A 21,232-nucleotide genomic window follows, 5' to 3' on the forward strand; every position below is an offset into this window, starting at 1 on the left:
CGCCCCGGCGCGCATGCAACGGGGATTAGAGACGAAAACGGCTGACCAGCGTATTGAATGACAGCGCCAGGCCGGACAGCGCCTGGCTCGACGCATTGGTCTGGTTCGCCCCCGCCGCGGTCTGGGTCGAGAGATCCTGGATGTTCACCAGGTTGCGGTCCACCTCACGGGCCACATGGGCCTGCTCCTCGGACGCCGTGGCGATGACCAGGTTACGGTCGTTGATCTGCGCGATCCCATCGGCGATCTGCTCCAACGCCTGGCCAGTGGCCCGGGCCAGCCCCTGGGTCTGGGTGACCAGCGCCTGGCTCTTGCCCATGGCATCGACCGCGCCGTCGGCTCGGTCCTGCACCGCGAGGATCATGCCCTCGATCTCACCGGTAGACGCCTGGGTGCGCGCCGCCAGGGCGCGAACCTCGTCGGCGACCACAGCAAAGCCACGCCCCTGTTCCCCGGCCCGGGCCGCCTCGATGGCCGCGTTGAGGGCCAACAAATTGGTCTGCTCGGCGATCCCCCGGATCACATCCAACACCTTGCCGATATCACGCACTTGTACCGCCAGGTCTCGGACCAGCCCGGTGGACGAGGTGATTTCCTGGGTCGCATGATCGATCGCCTGCACCGCGCTGCGCGCCTGGTCACGTCCGCTGCTGGCCTGGGCACTGGTCGCTTGGGACGCCTGGGAAGTGGACACGGCATTGCGGGCGACTTCCTCTACCGCTGACGTCATCTCGGTCACGGCGGTGGCCGCCTGTTGGATTTCATCATTCTGCCGGATCAAGGCGCGACTGCCGTCGTCAGTGACCGCCGTCAACTCCTCGGCCGCGGAGGCCAACTGGTCCGAAGCACTGGCGATCTGCTGGAGCGTGGTCTTCAGGCTGGCCTGCATGTCGCCAAGGGCCGCAAGCAACTGGCCGGCCTCGTCACGGCGACGACGGGTGATGTGCTGGGTCAGGTCGCCTTGGGCGATGCGCTCGGCACAGTCGAGTGCGACGGCAATCGGCTGGCTGATCACGCGGCTGATGAACATCCCCAGCAACAGCGCCGCGACAAACGCGATGGCGATGCCGCTGTACAGGATCGTCCGGGCCGACACCTCCTGGCGGGCGGCGTCCTGGGCGCTTTCGCTGATCTGGCGATCATTGGAGTCGATCATGATGGTCAACTGGTCCATTACCTTGCGGTAGGTTTTCTGCAAGTCGCCCAGCAGCAGGGCACGCCCGTTCTCCAGGTCGCCGGCCGCCATCATCGCCACGTATCGTTGCACCATGGCCTGGTAGACCGGCCAATCGCGGGCCACCTGGTCGCCGGCCAGGCGCTCATCCTCGGCCAGGCGACCTTTGCGGTACTCGGCGAATGCCTGTTCGCTGGCCAACTGATTGGCTTTCATCGAGGCCAGGAATTCATCCTTCATGCTTTGCGGGGCATTGCCGGCGGTGGCGACATACAGGCGGTACATGTCACGCGTCTGGCCAACGGCCTTGGTCTTTGTCTGCGCCGTATTGGCGACCGACACCAGGTTGGTGTTGAACACGGTCTGCAAGCGCGCGGACAAGGTCGCGACGCCGCTGACGCCCAGCATGCCCACGGCCAGAGTGATGAACGCACACAGGACGAACGAGGTGATCAGCTTGGTCGAGAATTTCGCGTCATTGATCCAGTTCATCGGGTTCTCATGGAGCGCCCTTGAGCGCCCCTTCAGGTGGGTATTCCCCCGCCCCGGGTCACGCCAGGCAAGGAGCTAATGGCTCTTTGCCATTTTCGAAAAATGTTACAGCCCGTAAAAGATTGCCAACAATGGACGGCGGCGCATGAGCGTATGGATTTTTCAACGATCACGCGGCCACCCCGCATCGATGCCGGGGCACTCCAAGGGCGCGTCGCGATGCCAGGCGCAGTCATCGTCCTGCAACATCTCGCCAAGATTTGCGCCTTCAACGGTCGCGCTTGAACGCCATTGCGCGACTAACCTTCAGGGGCCGCAGGATGCGGCTTCCCTATTCACTCAAGGAACGATTCATGTCGCTTGCCATCGTCCACAGCCGCGCCCAGGTGGGGGTGGAGGCTCCCGCCGTTACCGTTGAAGTTCACTTGGCCAATGGCCTGCCGTCGCTGACGATGGTCGGCCTGCCCGAAGCGGCGGTGAAGGAAAGCAAGGACCGGGTCCGTAGCGCGATCATCAATTCTGGGCTCAATTTCCCGGCGCGGCGCATCACCCTCAACCTGGCCCCGGCAGACCTGCCCAAGGACGGCGGGCGCTTCGACCTGGCCATTGCCCTGGGCATCCTGGCGGCCAGCGTGCAAGTGCCGACGCTGACCCTGGACGACGTGGAATGCCTTGGCGAACTGGCGCTGTCCGGCGCGGTGCGTCCGGTGCGCGGGGTGCTGCCCGCAGCGCTGGCGGCGCGCACGGCCGGGCGCACGCTGATGGTGCCCCGGGCGAACGCCGAGGAAGCCTGCCTCGCCTCAGGATTGAAGGTGATCGCGGTAGATCATCTGCTCGAAGCCGTGGCCCACTTCAACGGCCACACCCCGGTGCCGCCCTATGTGTCCAACGGCCTGCTTTGCGCCAGCAAGCCCTACCCCGACCTGAATGAAGTACAAGGCCAGGTCGGGGCCAAGCGGGCCTTGCTGATTGCCGCCGCCGGGGCGCACAACCTGCTGTTCAGCGGGCCACCGGGCACCGGCAAGACCCTGCTCGCCAGTCGGTTGCCAGGCTTGCTGCCGCCCCTGGCCGAGAGCGAGGCCCTGGAAGTCGCGGCCATCCAGTCGGTGGCCAGTTGCGTGCCGCTGAGCCACTGGCCGCAGCGCCCGTTTCGCCAGCCCCATCACTCCGCCTCCGGCCCGGCGCTGGTGGGTGGCGGATCCAAGCCACAACCCGGGGAAATCACCCTCGCCCACCACGGCGTGCTGTTTCTCGATGAATTGCCGGAGTTCGACCGCAAGGTCCTGGAAGTGTTGAGGGAGCCGTTGGAGTCGGGGCACATCGTGGTATCCCGCGCCCGTGACCGGGTGCGTTTTCCCGCTCGCTTCCAATTGGTGGCGGCGATGAATCCTTGCCCCTGCGGCTACCTGGGCGAACCCAGCGGCCGTTGCACCTGCACGCCGGACATGGTGCAGCGCTATCGCAACAAACTCTCGGGCCCGTTGCTGGACCGCATCGACCTGCACCTGACCGTCGCCCGGGAAGCCACGGCCCTGAACCCCAAGCGCGAATCCACCGACGACACTGCCAGCGTCGCCGAGCAGGTGGCCCAGGCGAGAGAACAGCAGCACCGACGCCAGGGTTGTGCCAATGCCTTCCTGGACCTGCCGGGGCTGCGCCGGCATTGCAAGTTATCCACACCCGACGAAGCCTGGCTGGAAACCGCCTGTGAACGACTGACCTTGTCGCTACGGGCGGCGCACCGTCTGCTCAAGGTCGCCCGGACACTGGCCGACCTTGAGCAGACGGTGAACATTCGCCGTGAGCACCTGGCTGAAGCGTTGCAGTACCGCCCCGCGACAGCGTGAGCCGCATCAGGGCTTGGTCAGGTCCACCAGCGGCGTTTCGCGCACCTCGGTCTTCTGGCCGTTCTGGATGGTCTCGATGCGCTTGAGGGCCTTGTCCACGGCACCCTTGTCCGCCAGCAGGCTGTAGTGGATCTGGAACTGCCGGTGTTCTTTTGGCCCGATGGTCGGCACCAGGCCCAGCGGGCGTTGATAGTGGCGGTTATAGGAAAAACTGGTACCTGGCTCCAGCCCGGTCACGTAGCCCTGGCCTTGGGTGTCGGTGTTTTTCCACAGGGAGAACACCGGGAGCGTGGCGGTGTTGAAGCCCACCGAAACACCGAGGCTGCCGGCCTTGTTGTGCAGCACGGTGAGCGTGTCGCCCTTGGCGTCGGCGTAGGGCACGACGTTGTAGACGGTTTCATCGTAATCCTTGGTGGGTGCGCGGTAGGTCTGCCAATCGGCCAGGTCGCCCTTGGCCTTGTCGTTGAACGGCGAGACCTGCTTGACCGGGGCCGCGAACCGCGCGCCCTGCTCCAGGAATGGGGTGCTGAAATTGCTGTGGTACAGGGCCTGGTATTCCTTCGGATAATCACCGTTGTTGGTGAGCGTGTCGCTGAGCGCGAACGTCACGCTGCCGGGCTCGGTCACCAGTTCGGTCTGTACCGAGAAGTCGACCTTCTTGAACGCCTGCTCCTTCAACTCACCCCGCAGGGTGATGGCGTAAGGCGGTTTTTCATCGATGTGCAACGTGACCTTGTTGGCCGGGATGTTGGCAGCGCGACCATGCAGGGTCAGCAGCTCGCCGTTATCCATGCCGGGGTGGCCGACCCACTCGTAGCCGCAGCGGGTGACCAGCTCGTTGAAACCTTCGAGCCAGCCCAACCCGCCGCGGCCGTTGAGCTCGATGAAGGCCGGGTTGACGACTTCCTTGACCGGAGAGTCCCAGCCCATGCGCACACTCCCCACCGAGGCCTGCAGCACGTTCATGCCCCGGGTCGGCACGACAGAAAGCTTCAGGGCGCCGTTGTCGATGTCGACAACGCTGACGCCTTCCTGGCGTCCACCGTGCAAGGTGCGCATCGTCACGGAAAAGGGTTTGTCGGTCTTCACGCCCAACTGCTGGCTGGTGACTTGCCAGGGTTGAGCGGCTTTATCGGTGTCCAGCAGGACGTAGTCCCACGCCATGGCATGGGATGCAGCGCCCAAGGCGCCGAGGGTGACGAACAGTTTGAGCGGAGTCATGGACTTGGCCTTTTATTGGAGTTGTGCGGTTTTTATAGACTTGAAGAAACGTTTCAGCAAGCCTAAAAACGCGCATAACCCCAAAAAAGGAAAGCATCGTAACGGGTGGGAGCGAGCCTGCTCGCGACAGCGAGGACTCCGCAAAAGCAGAGGCTGACCATAACGCTGCCTTCGCGAGCAGGCTCGCTCCCCCACTGGACAGCAGTGATCGGGAGCACGCTTGCTCGCGGCAGGCGCCAGGGTTCAGCGGAACCGATCAACCTCTTGGCGCAGGTCCTGGGCCAGTTTTTCCAGTTCCTTGGCGGTGAGGGCCAGGTTGGAGACGACCTGGCGTTGCTCACTGTTGGCCATGGCGATGCTCTGCAAGTTGCTGCTGAGCAAGGTCGCGGTGCTGCTTTGTTCCTGGGTGGCGGTGGTGATGGCGGCGAATTGCTGACCAGCCGAGCGGCTCTGCTCGTCGATGCGTGCCAGGGCCGAAGCAACGTTGGCGTTACGCGACAGGCCTTCCTGCATGAGCAGGTTGCCTTGCTCCATGGTGCTGATGGCGTTGCCGGTTTCCTGCTGGATGCTGTTGATCATGCCGGAAATCTCGTCCGTGGCCTGCCGGGTACGAGACGCCAGGCTACGGACTTCATCCGCCACCACGGCAAACCCACGCCCCTGCTCGCCGGCACGGGCGGCTTCGATGGCGGCGTTCAGGGCCAGCAGGTTGGTCTGCTCGGCGATCGAAGTGATCACGCCAACAATGCCGCCGATTTCCTGGGAACGCTGGCCCAGGGTATTGATGACCGTGGCGGTGCTGTTCAGCGCGCCGGCGATCTGCTCCAGGGACGAAGAGGCTTCATCCATCGAGGTCCGGCCGATCCGCGTCTGCTGGGCGTTTTCCTGGGCCAGGCGTTCGGTGTTGCCCATGTTGTCGGCAATGTTCAACGACGTAGCGCTGAATTCCTCCACCGCGCCGGCCATGCTGGTGATTTCGCCGGACTGCTGCTCCATCCCCTCGTACGCACCGCTGGACAAGCCCGACAGGGCCTGGGCCCGGCTGTTGACCTCCTGGGAGGCCTTGCGGATGTGCTCGACCATGGTCGACAGGGCCTGGCTCATCTGATTGAACGCACGGGCCAGTTGGCCGATTTCGTCGTGACTGGACACGTTCAGGCGCACGCTCAGGTCGCCGGCACCCAACGCTTCGGCCTGGCGCACCAGGTCACCCAGGGGAGCCAGCTTGCTGCGCAGCAGCCACATCGCCGCGCCGACCGCCAGCAACATCGCCAGCAAGCTGCCAATGGCCAGTTGCGTGCCGACGCTCCAGGTCACTTCGCGAATCTCAGCCTTCGGCATGCTCGCCACGACCGCCCACGGTCCGCCTTCGAACGGCACCGCGACGCTGTAGAAATCTTCGGCGGTGTCGCTCCAGAACGCGCCCTTGCCCGGCGTTTTCACCAGGCCCACGACCGTCGTCACCGCCGAATCGAGCGCCTGGACGCCCGCCGGTGGCACCAGCCATTTGTTTTGCTCATCCAGCAGGGCCAGCGAGCCGGTCTTGCCGATGCGGAAACGCTTGAGGTTCTCGAACTGCGCGTTCTGCGCGTCGGTGTAGTCGAACCCCACATAGAGCGCGGCGATGATCTTGCCGCTGCTGTCACGGACCGGGCTGTACTGGGTCATGTAGTAACGACCGAACAGCAGGACACGGCCGATGTAGCTCTGCCCACCCATCAGGCGGGCGTAGGCCGGGCTGGCATGATCGAGCACGGTGCCGATGGCGCGCGAACCGTCCTGCTTGGCCACCGACGTGCTGATGCGGATGAAGTCGTCGCCGCTGCGCACGAATATCGTGGCGGTACCGGCGGTCATCTGCTTGAACTCGTCAACTTCCTTGAAATTGTTGTTCAGCATTTCGCCGCCCAGGTCCAAGCCGGGGGTCTGCACGCCTGCCACGGTCACCGACAGGTCCGGGTGCACGCTCAGGCCCGCGCTGAAGCGTTTTTCGAACAGGCCGGCCAAACGCTGCGTGCTCTCACGCAAGGTGCCGTGGAACGTATTGAGCTGGTCGGCCATCAGGCGCGCTTCGCTGGCCAGGTGTTCTTCACGGGTGGCAAGGTTGGCGGTGTCCAGCGAGCGCAAGGCGAAGACGGTACTGCCGGAGATCACGATCGCCAGTATCACGGCGAGGGCAAGGCCTAGCTGTGAGGCGATCCGGGCACGGGGTTGGGACATGACGGCTCCTGGCCGAGACTCTGGATCATCCTGATCACGTCGCACGCTCGGCATTATTTCGAAATAAGGTAGGTGGTTTGCCCTTTCTGAACGAGGGTTCCATGTTCACGGATTCGGCAGCGCCACCGAATACTTGAGCGATCTGGAAGGAATAATGCCAAGTGGCTAGCACCTGAAGTGCAACGTTTCAGCCAAGACGCTCCACCGCAGGCAGTTGCATGGCCTTGACCTCGCTCTGGAGAAAATCACTGAGCCGCCGCAAACGGTCACCTCCCGGGCGGGTTTTCGGCCACACCAGGTAATAGTGCTCACCGCTGGCGACAGCGGTCGGCCAGGGCAGACTCAAGCGCCCCTGGGCCACATCCTCGGCCACCATCAGCAGATCCCCCATGGAGACACCGTACCCACGCGCGGCGGCAATCATGCCCAACTCCAGGGTGTCGAACACTTGTCCGCCCTTGAGCGACACCTGGTCGGACAAGCCCATGCGCTCCAGCCAACTGCGCCAGTCTCGGCGATCCGGCGTGGGGTGCAGCAACTCGGCCTTGGCCAGTCGCTGCACATCCCAGGGTTGATCGTTCAGCAGATTCGGCGCGCCCACCGGAATCAGTTCCTCGGGAAACAACAGGCTGGCCTCCCAGTCCACGGGAAAATGCCCGTTGCCCAGCAAGACCGCGCAATCGAACGGCTCGGTGTTGAAGTCCACCGCATCGATGTCCATCCAGGCGCTGGTCAGTTGCACTTCGTTGCCGGGCTGCAAATGCCGGAAGCGGCTCAAGCGCGCCAATAGCCAGCGCATGGTCAGGGTCGAAGGCGCCTTCATCCGCAGGATGCCGTCTTCACCGTGCAAGGTATGGCACGCCCGCTCCAAGGCCATGAAGCCGTCGCGCACACCCGGCAGCAGCAACCGCGCCGCTTCGGTCAGTTGCAGGTTGCGCCCGCTGCGATGAAACAAGCGACAGGCGAAATGCTCCTCCAGCGTACGAATATGCCGGCTGACCGCGCTCTGGGTAATCGACAGCTCCTCAGCGGCGCGAGTGAACGAGCTGTACCGCGCCGCCGCTTCGAATGCCCGCAGCGCATAAAGAGGGGGAAGACGACGAGACAAGGGAAAAACTCCGGGAGCGATTGGCACACCCTAACAGAACTTCAGTTGCATGAGTTTTAATCATGTCAGCGATCGTTTTTATCCTTTTGTGCAGACCGTCGTGAACGCCGAGAATCGTTGCTTTACTGCCTCATTCGAACAGGGAGCGTGATGATCATGCGGCATCCGGTGCGTACCGAACTCTGGGCCATCCTGCGGTTGGCGGGGCCGCTGATTGCCTCGCAGTTGGCGCACATGCTGATGGTGCTCACCGACACCGTGATGATGGCGCGCCTGAGCCCTGAAGCCCTGGCTGGAGGCGGCCTCGGGGCAGCCAGTTACTCGTTCGTGTCGATTTTTTGCATCGGCGTGATCGCGGCGGTGGGGACGCTGGTAGCGATCCGCCAAGGCGCGGGAGACATCGAGGGCGCCACCCGCCTGACCCAGGCCGGGCTATGGCTGGCCTGGCTGATGGCGCTGGTGGCGGCTTTGCTGTTGTGGAACCTCAAGCCGGTGTTGCTGCTGTTCGGCCAGACTGAAACCAATGTGCTTTCCGCCGGCCAGTTCCTGCTGGCGCTGCCGTTTGCCCTGCCCGGCTACTTGAGTTTCATGGCCCTGCGCGGCTTCACCAGCGCCATTGGCCGGGCCACGCCGGTGATGGTGATCAGCCTCGGCGGTACGGTAGCCAATTTCCTGCTCAACTACGCCCTCATCACTGGCCTGTTCGGCTTGCCGAAACTGGGCCTGATGGGCATCGGCCTGGTCACGGCGATCGTCGCCAACGGCATGGCCCTGGTGCTGGCCTGGCACATCCACCGGCACCCGGCCTATCGCGCGTACCCGTTGTTGGACGGCCTGTTTCGCCCCAACCGTCAATACCTCAGGGAACTGTGGCGCCTGGGCCTGCCGATCGGTGGCACCTACGCCGTGGAAGTCGGGCTCTTTGCGTTCGCGGCGCTGTGCATGGGCACCATGGGCAGCACACCGTTGGCGGCGCATCAGATCGCCCTGCAGATCGTCTCGGTGGCATTCATGGTCCCGGCGGGCATGTCCTATGCCATCACCATGCGCATCGGCCAGCACTATGGCGCCGGGCAGTTACCCAAGGCGCGCCTGGCCGGGCGGGTCGGGATCGGCTTCGGCGCGGCGGTGATGCTGGCGTTCGCCATGGTCTTCTGGCTGCTGCCCCACGCGTTGGTCGGCCTGTTCCTGGACCACAATGACCCGGCGTTCGCCGAGGTGATCAACCTGGCGGTGAGCCTGCTGGCGGTGGCGGCGTGGTTCGAACTGTTCGACGGCGCGCAAACCATCGCCATGGGCTGCATTCGCGGGCTCAAGGACGCCAAGACCACCTTCCTGGTTGGCCTGGGCTGTTATTGGCTGATTGGTGCGCCGGCGGCGTGGTGGATGGCTTTCCACCTGAACTGGGGCGCAACCGGTGTCTGGTGGGGCCTGGCACTGGGCCTGGCCTGTGCGGCCGTGAGCTTGACGCTGGCGTTCGAATGGAAGATGAAGCGGATGATCAGGGGCGGGTCGGGATCGCAGAGTTTCGCGGCCATTCAGGTCGACTGACAGCCGTTGTGGGAGCGGGCTTGCTCGCGAATGCGGTGTGTCAATCAAAGTCTCCCTGACTGAACCGGCGCATTCACGAGCAAGCCCGCTCCCACAGGGTATCGTATCAAGCCGTGACCTCGGTCGACTTGCCATCGAACGTCAGGTACTCCACCAGTTCGGGCAACGGCAACGGTTTGCTGATCAGGAAGCCCTGCACCTGATCGCAGCCGAAGCCCCGCAGCAAATCCAGTTGTTCCGGGGTTTCCACCCCCTCGGCCACCACCTCCAGCTTGAGGTTGTGGGCCAGGTTGATCATGGCGTGGACCAGCTTGCGGTTTTCTTCGCGTTGCTCCATCCCGCCGACGAAGCTCTTGTCGATCTTGAGCAAGGCAATGGGCAGGCTGTTGAGGTGCACGAACGAAGAGAACCCGGTGCCGAAGTCATCCAGGGAGAAGCGCACGCCCAGTCGCCCCAAGGCGTCCATGGTTTGCCTGACCAGTTCGCTGCGGCGCATCACGGCGGTTTCGGTCAGTTCGAATTCCAGCCACTGGGCCTCGACACCCCGTTCGGCGATCAACCGGCTCAGGGTTGGCAGCAACTGGCTGTCCTGGAACTGCCGGAACGACAGGTTGACCGCCATGTGCAACGGCGCCAGCCCGCGCTCGCGCAGTGCCTGCATGTCCCGCAGCGCCCGGGAAATCACCCAGTAGCCCAGCGGCACGATCAGGCCGCTCTGCTCCGCGAGCGGCACGAACTCGCTCGGCGGCAGCAGGCCACGTTCCCCGTGACGCCAGCGTACCAGCGCCTCCAGGCCCACGATGTTGCCGCCATCGAGGTTCAGCCGGGGCTGGTAATGCAACTCCAGCTCGTCGCGACGCAACGCCCGGCGCAGTTCGCTTTCCAGGTCGGCGAGGCTGCGAGCATTGCGGTTGATCCGCTCATTGAAGATATGAAAGGTACAGCCCTGGGTGCTCTTGGCCTGCTGCATGGCGATGTGGGCATGCCACATCAGCGGATCGGCGCCGGCCTGGGCCCGGGCGTGGGCGATGCCCAGGCTACAGCCGATCAGCAGGCTTTCGCCGTCTATCCAGTAGGGTTCGGCCATGGCCTCGGTGATGCGCTCGGCCATCCACTCGGCCCGCTGCGGCGCGCGCCGGGTGTCGATCAGCAAGGCGAATTCATCGCTACCCAGCCGCGCCAGCCGGTCACCGGCCTCGAGCGCGCCCTTGAGTCGCGACACCACCTGCAGGATCAGGCGATCACCGGCCTGGTGGCCGAGGGCGTCGTTGGCGTGGCGAAAATTGTCCAGGTCCAGGTGCCCGAGGGCCAGGCCGCGGCCGTCGTTTTCAGCCAGGCGCGCCGCCAGCAGGGTCTGGAAGCCCTGGCGGTTGGCGATGCCGGTCAGCGGGTCCTGCTCGGCGAGGCGCTGCAAGGTATTTTCCAGTACCCCGCGTTCGCGCACATGCCGTAGGCAACGGCGCAGGGTCGCGGTGTCGAGGGCATCACGCACCAACCAGTCACTGACACCATCGGGGACCGTCGCAGGCTCATGCTCGAGCAACAGAATCGTGGGCAGGCGGCAACGGCCCGGCGCCGGCTGCAATGCGGTGATCGTCAGCAGCACGGCGTTGCGATTGTCTTCGAACAGGCTGCTGACGGACTCCCAGCTCGGTGCGCTGATCAGGACGACCGAGGGCCCCATGGGTGCCAGGCACTCGCGCAAGACCGCTGACCACTCAGGCGTTTCGGCCAATAACAGCAAACGCAAGGGTTCGACAGGCGTTGACAAGCTGACTCCCTAGACTCTGCAAGGTGGTTGGCGCGGGGCATTATGACCTGCCGACGGGCAATGACCAATGCTACTGGTTCTCAAACACGTGCTTTCGGTAGATTTTCTTCTACGCGAAGTCGTACGTTAGACGCAAATTCGCCCCATATCCTGCGTTAAAGTGGCAGAAGCGGCAAATGACAATGCTGTAGGGGTCACAAGTCGGACAGAGCAGCACAATTCTGTGAGCCTGTTAAAATGCCGGCCCATTTTGCAAACGACTCCCTGACCCTGTCATGTCCCGACTCAATCCCCGGCAGCAAGAAGCCGTGAACTATGTCGGCGGCCCTCTTTTGGTGCTCGCCGGTGCAGGCTCCGGCAAGACCAGCGTGATCACCCGCAAGATCGCCCACCTGATCCAGAACTGCGGCATCCGTGCCCAGTACATCGTCGCCATGACCTTCACCAACAAGGCCGCCCGGGAAATGAAGGAGCGGGTCGGCACCCTGCTGCGCAGCGGCGAAGGCCGTGGCCTGACGGTCTGCACGTTCCATAACCTGGGCCTGAACATCATCCGCAAGGAGCACGCGCGGCTGGGCTACAAACCGGGCTTCTCGATTTTCGACGAGACCGACGTCAAGGCCTTGATGACCGACATCATGCAGAAGGAATACTCGGGCGACGACGGCGTCGACGAGATCAAGAACATGATCGGCGGCTGGAAGAACGACCTGGTGCTGCCGCCAGAAGCCCTGGAAAACGCCCGCAACCCCAAGGAACAGACTGCCGCCATCGTCTACGCCCACTACCAGCGCACGCTCAAGGCGTTCAACGCGGTGGACTTCGACGACCTGATCCTGCTGCCGGTCAAGCTGTTCCAGGACCACGCCGACATCCTCGAAAAATGGCAGAACAAGGTCCGCTACCTGCTGGTGGACGAATACCAGGACACCAACGCCAGCCAGTACCTGCTGGTGAAGTTGCTGATCGGCAAGCGCAACCAGTTCACCGTGGTGGGCGACGATGACCAGTCGATCTATGCCTGGCGCGGCGCCCGCCCGGAAAACCTGATGCTGCTCAAGGAAGACTACCCGTCGCTCAAGGTGGTGATGCTGGAGCAGAACTACCGCTCCACCAGCCGCATCCTGCGGTGCGCCAACGTGCTGATTTCCAACAACCCCCACGAGTTCGAAAAGCAACTGTGGAGCGAAATGGGCCACGGTGACGAAATCCGCGTGATTCGCTGCCGCAACGAAGACGCCGAGGCCGAACGCGTGGCCATGGAAATCCTCAGCCTGCACTTGCGCACCGACCGGCCCTACAGCGACTTCGCGATCCTGTATCGCGGCAACTACCAGGCCAAGCTGATCGAACTGAAACTGCAGCACCACCAGATCCCCTATCGCCTGTCGGGGGGCAACAGTTTCTTCGGGCGCCAGGAAGTGAAGGACCTGATGGCCTACTTCCGCCTGATCGTGAACCCGGATGACGACAACGCCTTCCTGCGGGTGATCAACGTCCCACGCCGGGAAATCGGTTCGACTACCCTGGAAAAACTCGGCAACTACGCCACCGAGCGAAAGATCTCGATGTACGCCGCCACCGACGAGATCGGCCTGGGCGAGCACCTGGACAGCCGTTTCACCGATCGCCTGGCGCGGTTCAAGCGCTTCATGGACAAGGTCCGCGAGCAGTGCGCGGGCGAAGACCCGATTTCGGCGCTGCGCAGCATGGTCATGGACATCGACTACGAGAACTGGCTGCGCACCAACAGTTCCAGCGACAAGGCTGCCGACTACCGCATGAGCAACGTGTGGTTCCTGATCGAGGCGTTGAAGAACACCCTGGAAAAGGACGAAGACGGCGACATGACCGTCGAGGACGCCATCGGCAAACTCGTGCTGCGAGACATGCTCGAGCGCCAGCAGGAAGAGGAAGATGGCGCCGAGGGCGTGCAGATGATGACGCTTCACGCGTCCAAGGGCCTGGAATTCCCTTACGTGTTCATCATGGGCATGGAAGAAGAGATCCTGCCGCACCGCTCCAGCATCGAAGCCGACACCATCGAGGAAGAACGGCGCCTGGCCTACGTTGGCATTACTCGGGCTCGTCAGACGCTGGCTTTCACCTTCGCCGCCAAGCGCAAGCAATATGGCGAAGTCATCGACTGCGCGCCCAGCCGCTTCCTCGATGAGCTGCCGCCGGACGACCTGGCGTGGGAAGGCAACGACGACACGCCGACGGAAGTCAAAGTGGTGCGTGGCAACAGTGCCCTGGCCGATATACGTGCGATGTTGAAGCGTTAGAATCGACTACTTTTTACTGACCCCAGGCGCCGCCGGCGTCATCAGAGGAGGCTTCATGGAAGCCCTGCACCAGAAAATCCGCGAACTCGGCATCGTGCTTTCCGATCAAGTCCTGAAAGTCGACGCGTTCCTGAACCACCAGATCGACCCGCAGTTGATGAAGCTGATCGGCGACGAATTCGCCGCGCTGTTCAAGGATTCCGGCATCACCAAGATCGTTACCATCGAAGCCTCGGGCATTGCCCCGGCGATCATGACCGGCCTGAACCTCGGCGTGCCGGTGATCTTCGCCCGCAAGCAGCAATCGCTGACCCTGACGGAAAACCTGCTGTCGGCCACCGTGTATTCGTTCACCAAGAAGACCGAAAGCACCGTCGCCATCAGCCCCCGGCACCTGACCAGCAGCGACCGGGTGCTGATCATCGATGACTTCCTGGCCAACGGCAAAGCGTCCCAGGCGCTGATCTCCATCATCAAGCAAGCCGGCGCCACCGTGGCCGGGCTGGGAATCGTGATCGAGAAATCCTTCCAGGGCGGCCGTGCGGAACTGGATGCCCAGGGCTACCGCGTCGAGTCCCTGGCCCGGGTGAAATCCCTGGCCGGTGGCGTGGTCACCTTCATCGACTGATCGCACACCGCCTATCTCTTGTGGGAGCGGGCTTGCTCGCGAATGCGGAGTTTCAGTCGACATATCTCTGGCTGATACACCGCATTCGCGAGCAAGCCCGCTCCCACAAGGGGACCCCGGTTAGGCCCTATTGTGCAGTGGCCTTGAGCCCCGCCAGCAACAAGCGCTGGAACAAGTCCTCCTTCAGCCCCTCGGTGCTCGCCAGTTGCATCCGCTCCAGATGCTCGGGGTACAGAGAGGGCTCCGGGGCATCCAGCGCGGCCTTGCCCAGCTCCAGCATCTCGCTGAGCTTGAACTTGCTCTTGAGCCAGTTCAGTGCCCGCAGCAAGTCCCGCTCTATCCCATCGAAGTCGCAGCCCAGCGGGTATTCGGGGAACAGGTTCGGATGCCGTGCCTGGATCGCCTGCAAACGCTCTGGCGTGTTGTCGGCGAACCGTGGATCGAGGCGGAAATCCTTCGGTAATTTGCCGGCATTCTGGGCCTGTTCGATCAGTCCCGGCTGAAAGCGTGAATCGCTGATATTCAGCAGTGCCTCGATCACCGCGGCATCGGTCTGGCCGCGCAGGTCGGCGATACCGTACTCGGTCACCACGATGTCCCGCAGATGCCGGGGAATCGTGCAGTGGCCGTATTCCCAGACAATGTTCGAGCTGATCTCCCCGCCCGCCTCACGCCAACTGCGCAACAGCAGGATCGAACGCGCGCCTTCCAGTGCATGGCCCTGGGCGACGAAGTTGTACTGCCCGCCCACGCCACTGAGCACTCGCCCATCCTCCAACTGATCGGCCACGCCGGCGCCCAGCAGGGTCATGGTGAAGACCGTGTTGATGAAACGTGCGTCGAGTCGCTGCAGGCGCTTGAGCGGCTCCTGGCCGTACAACTCGTTGATGTAGCTGATGCGGGTCATGTTGAATTCGAGCCGCCGGGCATCGGGCAACTCATGCAGGCGCTGGTAGAAACTGCGCGGGCCGAGGAAGAATCCGCCGTGTATGCAGACGCCGTCGGGTTGCGCGGCCTCGTCGAGGGTGCCGGCGTTGGCCTGTTCCTGGGTGGCTTCGTCGGGGTAGACCTTGCGCCGGATAATCCCGGCTTCCGCCAGGACCAGCAAACCGTTGACGAACATCTCGCTGCAGCCATACAGCCCTTTGGCGAACGGCTGCACCCCACCTTCGCGTTCGATCAATTGTGCCCACTGGCTGAGATTCAGGTCCGTCAGCAACGCCTGGTAGCCGACATTGTCCGCCTGGCGCGCCAACAAGGCGGCCGTCAGTGCATCGCCCATGGCGCCGATGCCTATCTGCAACGTCCCGCCGTCACGCACCAGGGTGCTGGCGTGCAGGCCGATCAGGTGATCCTGGAAGCCCACCGGCATGTTCGGCGTGGAAAACAGCGTGTGATTGTCTTTCTCGTCGATCAGCAGGTCGAAGCCGTCGATGCCGATTTCGGCGTCACCCGGCATGTAGGGCAAGTCGCTGTGCACCTGGCCGACCAGTAGGATGGTCTCCCCGGCTGCTCGCCGCTTGGCGATCATGGGCAACAGGTCCAGGGTGATGTCCGGGTTGCAGCTCAGGCTCAGGCGGTCCGGGTGTTGTGGGTCGCTGGCCACCAGTTGCGCCACCAGGTTCAACCCGGCGGCATTGATGTCCCGGGCCGCGTGGCTGTAGTTGCTGCTGACGTAGTCTTGCTGGGCCGGCGCGCTGTTCAACAGGCTGCCGGGCTGCATGAAGAACTGCTGGACGCGAATATTGGCCGGCAGGTCGCCTTGATGCAGCGCCGCGAGGTAATCCAGCTCCGGGTAGTCGCCGAAAACCCGCTCGATGAATGGTTCGAGGAAGCGTTTTTGCAAGCCATCGCCCAAGTTCGGCCGCCCCAGGCTCAGGGCCGTGTAGATCGTCAGCTGGCGCTCGGGCAGTTCAGCGATGCGCCGGAACAACGCATTGGCGAACAGGTTGGGCTTGCCCAGCCCCAGCGGCATGCCGAGGTGGATATGGGCGGGCAGGCGCTCAAGCACGTCCTCCACCGCCTGCTCGATTGAACACAACTGCACCATCCGACCCTCCGAGACATTGCCCTGAATGTGGCTTGGACCGAACTTGCCGGGTCTTGGTTGCGCCGAACCGCTCGCAAGGGTTGTTCACAGGCGCAAAAAAGCCGCTCGTAAGCGGCTTTCCTGTGGCAGATGACAGCGAATTACAGGCCGGACATCTCTTTGATGGCGCCCTTGAGCTCGTCATCCGTGCAATCGGCGCACGTGCCTTTCGGCGGCATGGAGTTGATGCCGGTAATCGCCTTGGCGAGGATGCCGTCGAGGCCGCCCTGATGATCAGCGCGCTCTTTCCACGCTGCCTTGTCGCCAATTTTCGGCGCGCCCAGCAGACCGGTGCCGTGGCAAGCATTGCAGTGCTTGGCAATCACGTCTTTCGGCGCCTTGGCGCCTCCCGCACCACCTGCGGCGGCGGCGACTTCCATACCCTTGCATTCCTGCCCCTGAACGCAGACCTGGCCGACGGGTTCAAGGCGCTTGGCGATTTCGTCGTTGGTCGCCGCTTGGGCGCTGACTGCCCATAGGGCCAATGCGGTTGCTGGTACAGCCAGCATTTTCATAATTAGGTTCACGCGTACACCCTCAATGGTGGCTAGTCACGCCTGCGGCCACGGTTTGCAGGCGGGCGCAAGTATAGCGGTAAGCCCGTCACACTGAAACAACCCTAAAGTCACAAGGGTCTTGTTCGTGGTGACCACTTACCCCCCGGGGCGCCTCTGCCGTGTGGGCTTGGCGCCTCTTTCCTTAGAAATTGGCCGGTGTGGCTGCGCTGATCAGTCGCGCCGGCGCATCGAACGGATTACGAAAACGATGAGGCTTGGTGCTTTCAAAATAGTAGCTGTCGCCCGCCTCGAGCACGAACGTTTCCAGACCCACCACCAACTCCAGCCGCCCTTCCACCAGGATCCCGGTTTCCTCGCCCTCATGGGTGAGCATTTCCTCACCGGTGTCGGCGCCAGGCGGGTAGATTTCGTTCAGGAAGGCGATCGCTCGGCTCGGATGGGCCCGGCCCACCAGCTTCATGGTTACGGCGCCGTCGGAGATGTCGATCAGTTCGTTGGCTTTGTAGACGATCTGGGTCGGTTTCTCCTGAAGGATTTCCTCGGAGAAAAACTCGACCATGGACATGGGAATCCCGCCAAGGACCTTGCGCAGCGAGCTGATCGAGGGGCTGACGCTGTTCTTCTCGATCATCGAAATGGTGCTGTTGGTGACGCCCGCACGCTTGGCGAGTTCACGCTGGGAAAGGCCTTTGAGTTTACGAATGGATTGCAGTCGTTCACCGACGTCCAATGCTGGAGCCTCCAGGGAATCAGGTTGTGTGGAAAGTGAGCGTTATCATGGCGACAGCGTTCAGTATTTACAACACTTTGACCCGAATCCTGTGCGGCGAAGCGACTTTCGGTAGGGTACGCCGGTCATCAGCGCCCGGAATAGAGCCGTGGCACCCGTCGCAGGTTGCAGAAAATCTGGTAAGGAATCGTGTCGGCGGCCTTCGCCACGTCGCTGGCAAGCACGTTCCTGCCCCACAGCTCCACGGTCGAACCCAGCCCGGCCTGGGGGACGTGGGTGAGGTCGACGCACAACATGTCCATCGACACCCGCCCGACCAGTTGGCTGCGCTGCCCCGCCACCAGCACCGGCGTACCCGTGGGCGCCTGGCGCGGATAGCCGTCGGCGTACCCCATGGCAACCACCCCGATCCGAGTCGGTTGCGTGGTCACGAAGCGGGCGCCGTAGCCCACGGGCTCGCCGGCAGGCAATTCGCGCACGCTGATGATCTTCGACTCCAGGGTCATCACCGGTTGCAGGCGCGCAGCGACTTCGTTGGGCTCCTCGAACGGCGTGGCTCCGTAGAGCATGATGCCCGGCCGTACCCAGTCGCTCGGCATCTGCGGCCACCCGAGCACGGCAGGGGAATTGCGCAGGCTGATCTGCGCCGCCAGCCCTTGGCGAGCCGCTTCGAAGACTGCCAGTTGGTGAGTGCTGCTGGGATCGTGCAGCTCGTCGGCCCGGGCGAAATGGCTCATCAGGACGATCTTCGCCACGTTGCCACTGGCCAGCAGGCGACGATAGCCGGCCTGGTAGTCCGCCGGGTGCAAGCCGACCCGATGCATGCCGGAGTCGAGTTTGAGCCAGACCGTGATCGGTTTGCTCAGCCGTGCCTGCTCAAGCGCTTCGAGCTGCCAGAGCGAATGCACCACGCACCACAAGTCATGCTCGATGATCAGCGACAGCTCATCGGCTTCGAAGAACCCTTCCAGCAACAGGATCGGCCCGCGGATCCCGCCGGCACGCAGTTCCAGGGCTTCTTCGATGCACGCCACGGCGAACCCGTCGGCCGTGTCCTGCAGCGCCTCGGCGCAGCGCACCGCACCATGCCCATAGGCATCGGCCTTGATCACCGCCAGGGCCTTGGCCCCGGTGACTTCGCGGGCCAATTGGTAATTGTGACGCAGGGCTTGAAGGTCGATCAGGGCACGGGCAGGACGCATGGCGGCAGGCTTCTAGGCGGTCATGAATAAAAAACCGGTGCTGGCCGAGGGTGCGAACCACCGACAGCACCGGAAGAGGGATCTGTTTGACTGAGGCTTAAGGCAGCGCGGCCACCACCGACAACTCCACCAAGATTTGCGGCTCGCACAGCTTGGCTTCCACCGTGGCACGGGCCGGGGCGGTGCCCTTGGGCAGCCATTGGTCCCAGACGGCGTTCATGCCGGCGAAGTGAGCGTCGATGTCCTTCAGATAGATCGTCACCGACAACAGGCGGCTCTTGTCGGTCCCGGCCAGGTCGAGCAACCGCTCGATGTTGGCCAGGGTCTGGCGAGTCTGCTGTTCAATACCGGCGCTCATGTCGTCGCCGACCTGCCCCGCCAGGTAAACGGTGCCGTTGTGCACGACCACCTGGCTCATGCGGTCATTGGTGAGCTGGCGCTGGATTGACATGTTTCGCAGACTCCTTTTTTTGGCTGCCATAACGGGAAATATCGAGGCCTTCTGCGCTGATCTGCGGCTTTTTCTTCGCCATCAGGTCGGCCAGCAGACGGCCGGAACCACAAGCCATGGTCCATCCGAGGGTGCCATGGCCGGTGTTCAGGAACAGGTTCTTGAACGCGGTGGCGCCCACGATCGGCGTGCCGTCCGGAGTGGTCGGGCGCAGGCCGGTCCAGAAGCTGGCCTGGGCCAGATCGCCGCCCTGAGGATAAAGGTCGCCCACGATCATCTCCAGGGTTTCACGCCGACGCGGGTTGAGGGACAGGTCAAAGCCGGCGATTTCAGCCATGCCGCCCACGCGAATGCGGTTGTCGAAACGGGTGATCGCCACCTTGTAGGTTTCGTCAAGAATGGTCGAGGTCGGCGCCATCGACGGGTTGGTGATCGGGACGGTCAGGGAGTAACCCTTGAGTGGATACACCGGCGCACGAATCCCCAGGGGCTTGAGCAATTGCGGCGAATAGCTGCCCAGGGCGAGGACGTAGCGGTCGGCGGTTTCCAGCTTGCCGTCGATCCACACTCCGTTGACGCGATCGCCGGCGAAATCCAGGCGTTGGATGTCCTGGCCGAAGCGGAACTGTACGCCGAGCTTCACGGCCATTTCCGCCAGGCGCGTGGTAAACAGCTGGCAGTCGCCGGTCTGGTCATTGGGCAAGCGCAGGGCTCCGGCCAGGATGTCCGTGACGCTGGCCAAGGCCGGTTCGACCCGGGCGATGCCTGCGCGGTCGAGCACTTCGAAAGGCACGCCCGACTCTTTCAGCACCGCGATGTCTTTTGCCGCGCCATCGAGCTGGGCCTGGGTGCGGAACAGCTGGGTGGTACCCAGGCTCCGGCCTTCGTAAGCAATGCCGGTTTCGGCACGCAGCTCATCGAGGCAGTCGCGGCTGTACTCGGAGAGGCGGACCATGCGCTCCTTGTTGATGGCATAACGGCTGGCGGTGCAGTTACGCAGCATCTGCGCCATCCACAGGTACTGGTCGATGTCGGCAGTGGCCTTGATGGCCAGCGGCGCATGGCGTTGCAACAGCCACTTGATGGCCTTGAGCGGCACACCTGGCGCGGCCCACGGTGAGGCGTAGCCCGGCGACACCTGCCCGGCGTTGGCGAAGCTGGTTTCCATGGCCGGCGCCGGCTGACGGTCGACCACCACCACTTCAAACCCGGCTCGCGCCAGGTAGTAAGCACTGACGGTACCGATGACGCCGCTACCCAAGACCAGAACGCGCATGTTGTTGCCCTCATCGCGGATAACCGCTGACGTTTTGTTGTACATACCTTCGATGGGCGCAGTGTAAAAAAGAATAGCCAGTGCTTTTCACTATATAACTGCCTATATTTGGCGAGAATTCTCGGCAAAAACCCTTTTCACGGAGGCGCATCACCTGTGCGTACCAATACCCAGACCAAGCGTGAGCTGGACAAGATCGACCGCAACATCCTGCGCATCCTCCAGGCGGACGGGCGGATCTCCTTCACCGAACTGGGGGAAAAGGTCGGCCTGTCCACCACGCCCTGTACCGAACGGGTGCGGCGCCTGGAGCGTGAAGGCATCATCATGGGCTACAACGCACGGCTCAATCCCCAGCACCTGAAGGGGAGCCTGCTGGTGTTCGTGGAAATCAGCCTCGACTACAAGTCTGGCGATACGTTTGAAGAATTCCGACGCGCCGTGCTGAAATTGCCCCACGTGCTGGAATGCCACCTGGTGTCAGGCGATTTCGACTACCTGGTGAAGGCACGGATTTCCGAGATGGCCTCGTACCGCAAGCTACTGGGGGACATCCTGCTCAAGCTGCCCCATGTGCGCGAATCCAAGAGCTACATCGTGATGGAAGAGGTGAAGGAAAGCCTGAGCCTGCCGATTCCGGATTGAGGCCCTTCGCGAGCCGGCTCGCGA

The 21,232-nt window shown here is 63.1% G+C and carries 16 protein-coding genes; 5 read left to right on the top strand and 11 right to left on the bottom strand.

Annotated features, from left to right (window positions below):
• Positions 1-25: 25 nt before the first annotated feature.
• Entirely contained in the window at positions 26-1,666 is a 1,641-nt protein-coding gene (locus tag KI241_RS26525; protein ID WP_047735783.1) for a methyl-accepting chemotaxis protein, read from the bottom strand.
• Between the two features lie 353 nt (positions 1,667-2,019).
• On the opposite strand from KI241_RS26525, the gene KI241_RS26530 reads away from it, so the two are divergent.
• Complete coding sequence (locus KI241_RS26530) at positions 2,020-3,513, top strand: YifB family Mg chelatase-like AAA ATPase (protein ID WP_123579226.1); 1,494 nt, start codon at positions 2,020-2,022, stop codon at positions 3,511-3,513.
• Between the two features lie 6 nt (positions 3,514-3,519).
• Here KI241_RS26530 and KI241_RS26535 read toward each other — a convergent pair whose 3' ends face one another.
• From KI241_RS26535 to KI241_RS26545, 3 genes are all read right to left on the bottom strand, one after another.
• Positions 3,520-4,734, bottom strand: coding sequence for an aldose 1-epimerase family protein (locus tag KI241_RS26535; protein ID WP_212803146.1), 1,215 nt, complete (start codon positions 4,732-4,734; stop codon positions 3,520-3,522).
• A 243-nt stretch (positions 4,735-4,977) separates the two neighbouring features.
• Entirely contained in the window at positions 4,978-6,954 is a 1,977-nt protein-coding gene (locus KI241_RS26540; protein ID WP_212803147.1) for a methyl-accepting chemotaxis protein, read from the bottom strand.
• Positions 6,955-7,141: 187 nt separating this feature from the next.
• The gene (locus KI241_RS26545; protein ID WP_042729000.1) at positions 7,142-8,062 is read right to left on the bottom strand and encodes a LysR substrate-binding domain-containing protein; all 921 of its coding nucleotides are present in this window, start codon (positions 8,060-8,062) and stop codon (positions 7,142-7,144) included.
• A 156-nt stretch (positions 8,063-8,218) separates the two neighbouring features.
• Between KI241_RS26545 and KI241_RS26550 the strand changes: the two genes are divergently transcribed.
• Positions 8,219-9,613 (top strand): NorM family multidrug efflux MATE transporter, encoded by a 1,395-nt coding sequence (locus KI241_RS26550; protein WP_042729003.1) that lies wholly within the window; start codon positions 8,219-8,221, stop codon positions 9,611-9,613.
• 106 nt (positions 9,614-9,719) lie between these two features.
• Here KI241_RS26550 and KI241_RS26555 read toward each other — a convergent pair whose 3' ends face one another.
• Positions 9,720-11,384: a bifunctional diguanylate cyclase/phosphodiesterase gene (locus KI241_RS26555; RefSeq protein ID WP_042728999.1), complete on the bottom strand. Its 1,665-nt coding sequence runs from the start codon at positions 11,382-11,384 to the stop codon at positions 9,720-9,722.
• Between the two features lie 275 nt (positions 11,385-11,659).
• Here KI241_RS26555 and rep point away from each other — a divergent pair, with 275 nt between their 5' ends.
• Both rep and KI241_RS26565 read left to right on the top strand, forming a co-directional pair.
• Positions 11,660-13,669 (top strand): DNA helicase Rep, encoded by a 2,010-nt coding sequence (rep, locus tag KI241_RS26560; RefSeq protein WP_042728998.1) that lies wholly within the window; start codon positions 11,660-11,662, stop codon positions 13,667-13,669.
• 55 nt (positions 13,670-13,724) lie between these two features.
• Positions 13,725-14,297, top strand: a complete 573-nt coding sequence (locus KI241_RS26565) for a xanthine phosphoribosyltransferase (protein ID WP_042728997.1) — start codon at positions 13,725-13,727, stop codon at positions 14,295-14,297.
• 127 nt (positions 14,298-14,424) lie between these two features.
• Here KI241_RS26565 and KI241_RS26570 read toward each other — a convergent pair whose 3' ends face one another.
• The 6 genes from KI241_RS26570 to dadA all read right to left on the bottom strand — a co-directional run bounded on the left by KI241_RS26570 (position 14,425) and on the right by dadA (position 20,563).
• The gene (locus KI241_RS26570) at positions 14,425-16,347 is read right to left on the bottom strand and encodes an acetyl-CoA hydrolase/transferase C-terminal domain-containing protein (protein WP_042728996.1); all 1,923 of its coding nucleotides are present in this window, start codon (positions 16,345-16,347) and stop codon (positions 14,425-14,427) included.
• Positions 16,348-16,487: 140 nt separating this feature from the next.
• On the bottom strand, positions 16,488-16,901 hold the full coding sequence (locus tag KI241_RS26575; protein WP_042728995.1) for a c-type cytochrome: 414 nt from the start codon (positions 16,899-16,901) through the stop codon (positions 16,488-16,490).
• A gap of 184 nt (positions 16,902-17,085) precedes the next feature.
• Positions 17,086-17,634 (bottom strand): cupin domain-containing protein, encoded by a 549-nt coding sequence (locus KI241_RS26580; RefSeq protein WP_007932420.1) that lies wholly within the window; start codon positions 17,632-17,634, stop codon positions 17,086-17,088.
• Positions 17,635-17,762: 128 nt separating this feature from the next.
• Positions 17,763-18,836 (bottom strand): alanine racemase, encoded by a 1,074-nt coding sequence (gene alr / locus KI241_RS26585; protein ID WP_042728994.1) that lies wholly within the window; start codon positions 18,834-18,836, stop codon positions 17,763-17,765.
• 97 nt (positions 18,837-18,933) lie between these two features.
• Positions 18,934-19,287 carry a RidA family protein gene (locus KI241_RS26590; protein WP_042728993.1) on the bottom strand — a complete coding sequence of 118 codons (354 nt, stop codon included), beginning with the start codon at positions 19,285-19,287 and terminating at the stop codon, positions 18,934-18,936.
• Entirely contained in the window at positions 19,259-20,563 is a 1,305-nt protein-coding gene (gene dadA, locus KI241_RS26595) for a D-amino acid dehydrogenase (RefSeq protein WP_042729002.1), read from the bottom strand. Before dadA ends, KI241_RS26590 begins: the two co-directional genes overlap by 29 nt.
• Before the next feature lie 156 nt (positions 20,564-20,719).
• Between dadA and KI241_RS26600 the strand changes: the two genes are divergently transcribed.
• A complete protein-coding gene (locus tag KI241_RS26600) occupies positions 20,720-21,208 on the top strand; it encodes an Lrp/AsnC ligand binding domain-containing protein (protein WP_003177284.1) in 489 nt (162 codons plus the stop codon).
• Positions 21,209-21,232: the final 24 nt, after the last annotated feature.

It is taken from the genome of Pseudomonas sp. Cab53, assembly GCF_018325965.1.
In the GTDB taxonomy this organism is placed as follows: Bacteria; Pseudomonadota; Gammaproteobacteria; order Pseudomonadales; family Pseudomonadaceae; genus Aquipseudomonas; species Aquipseudomonas chlororaphis_E.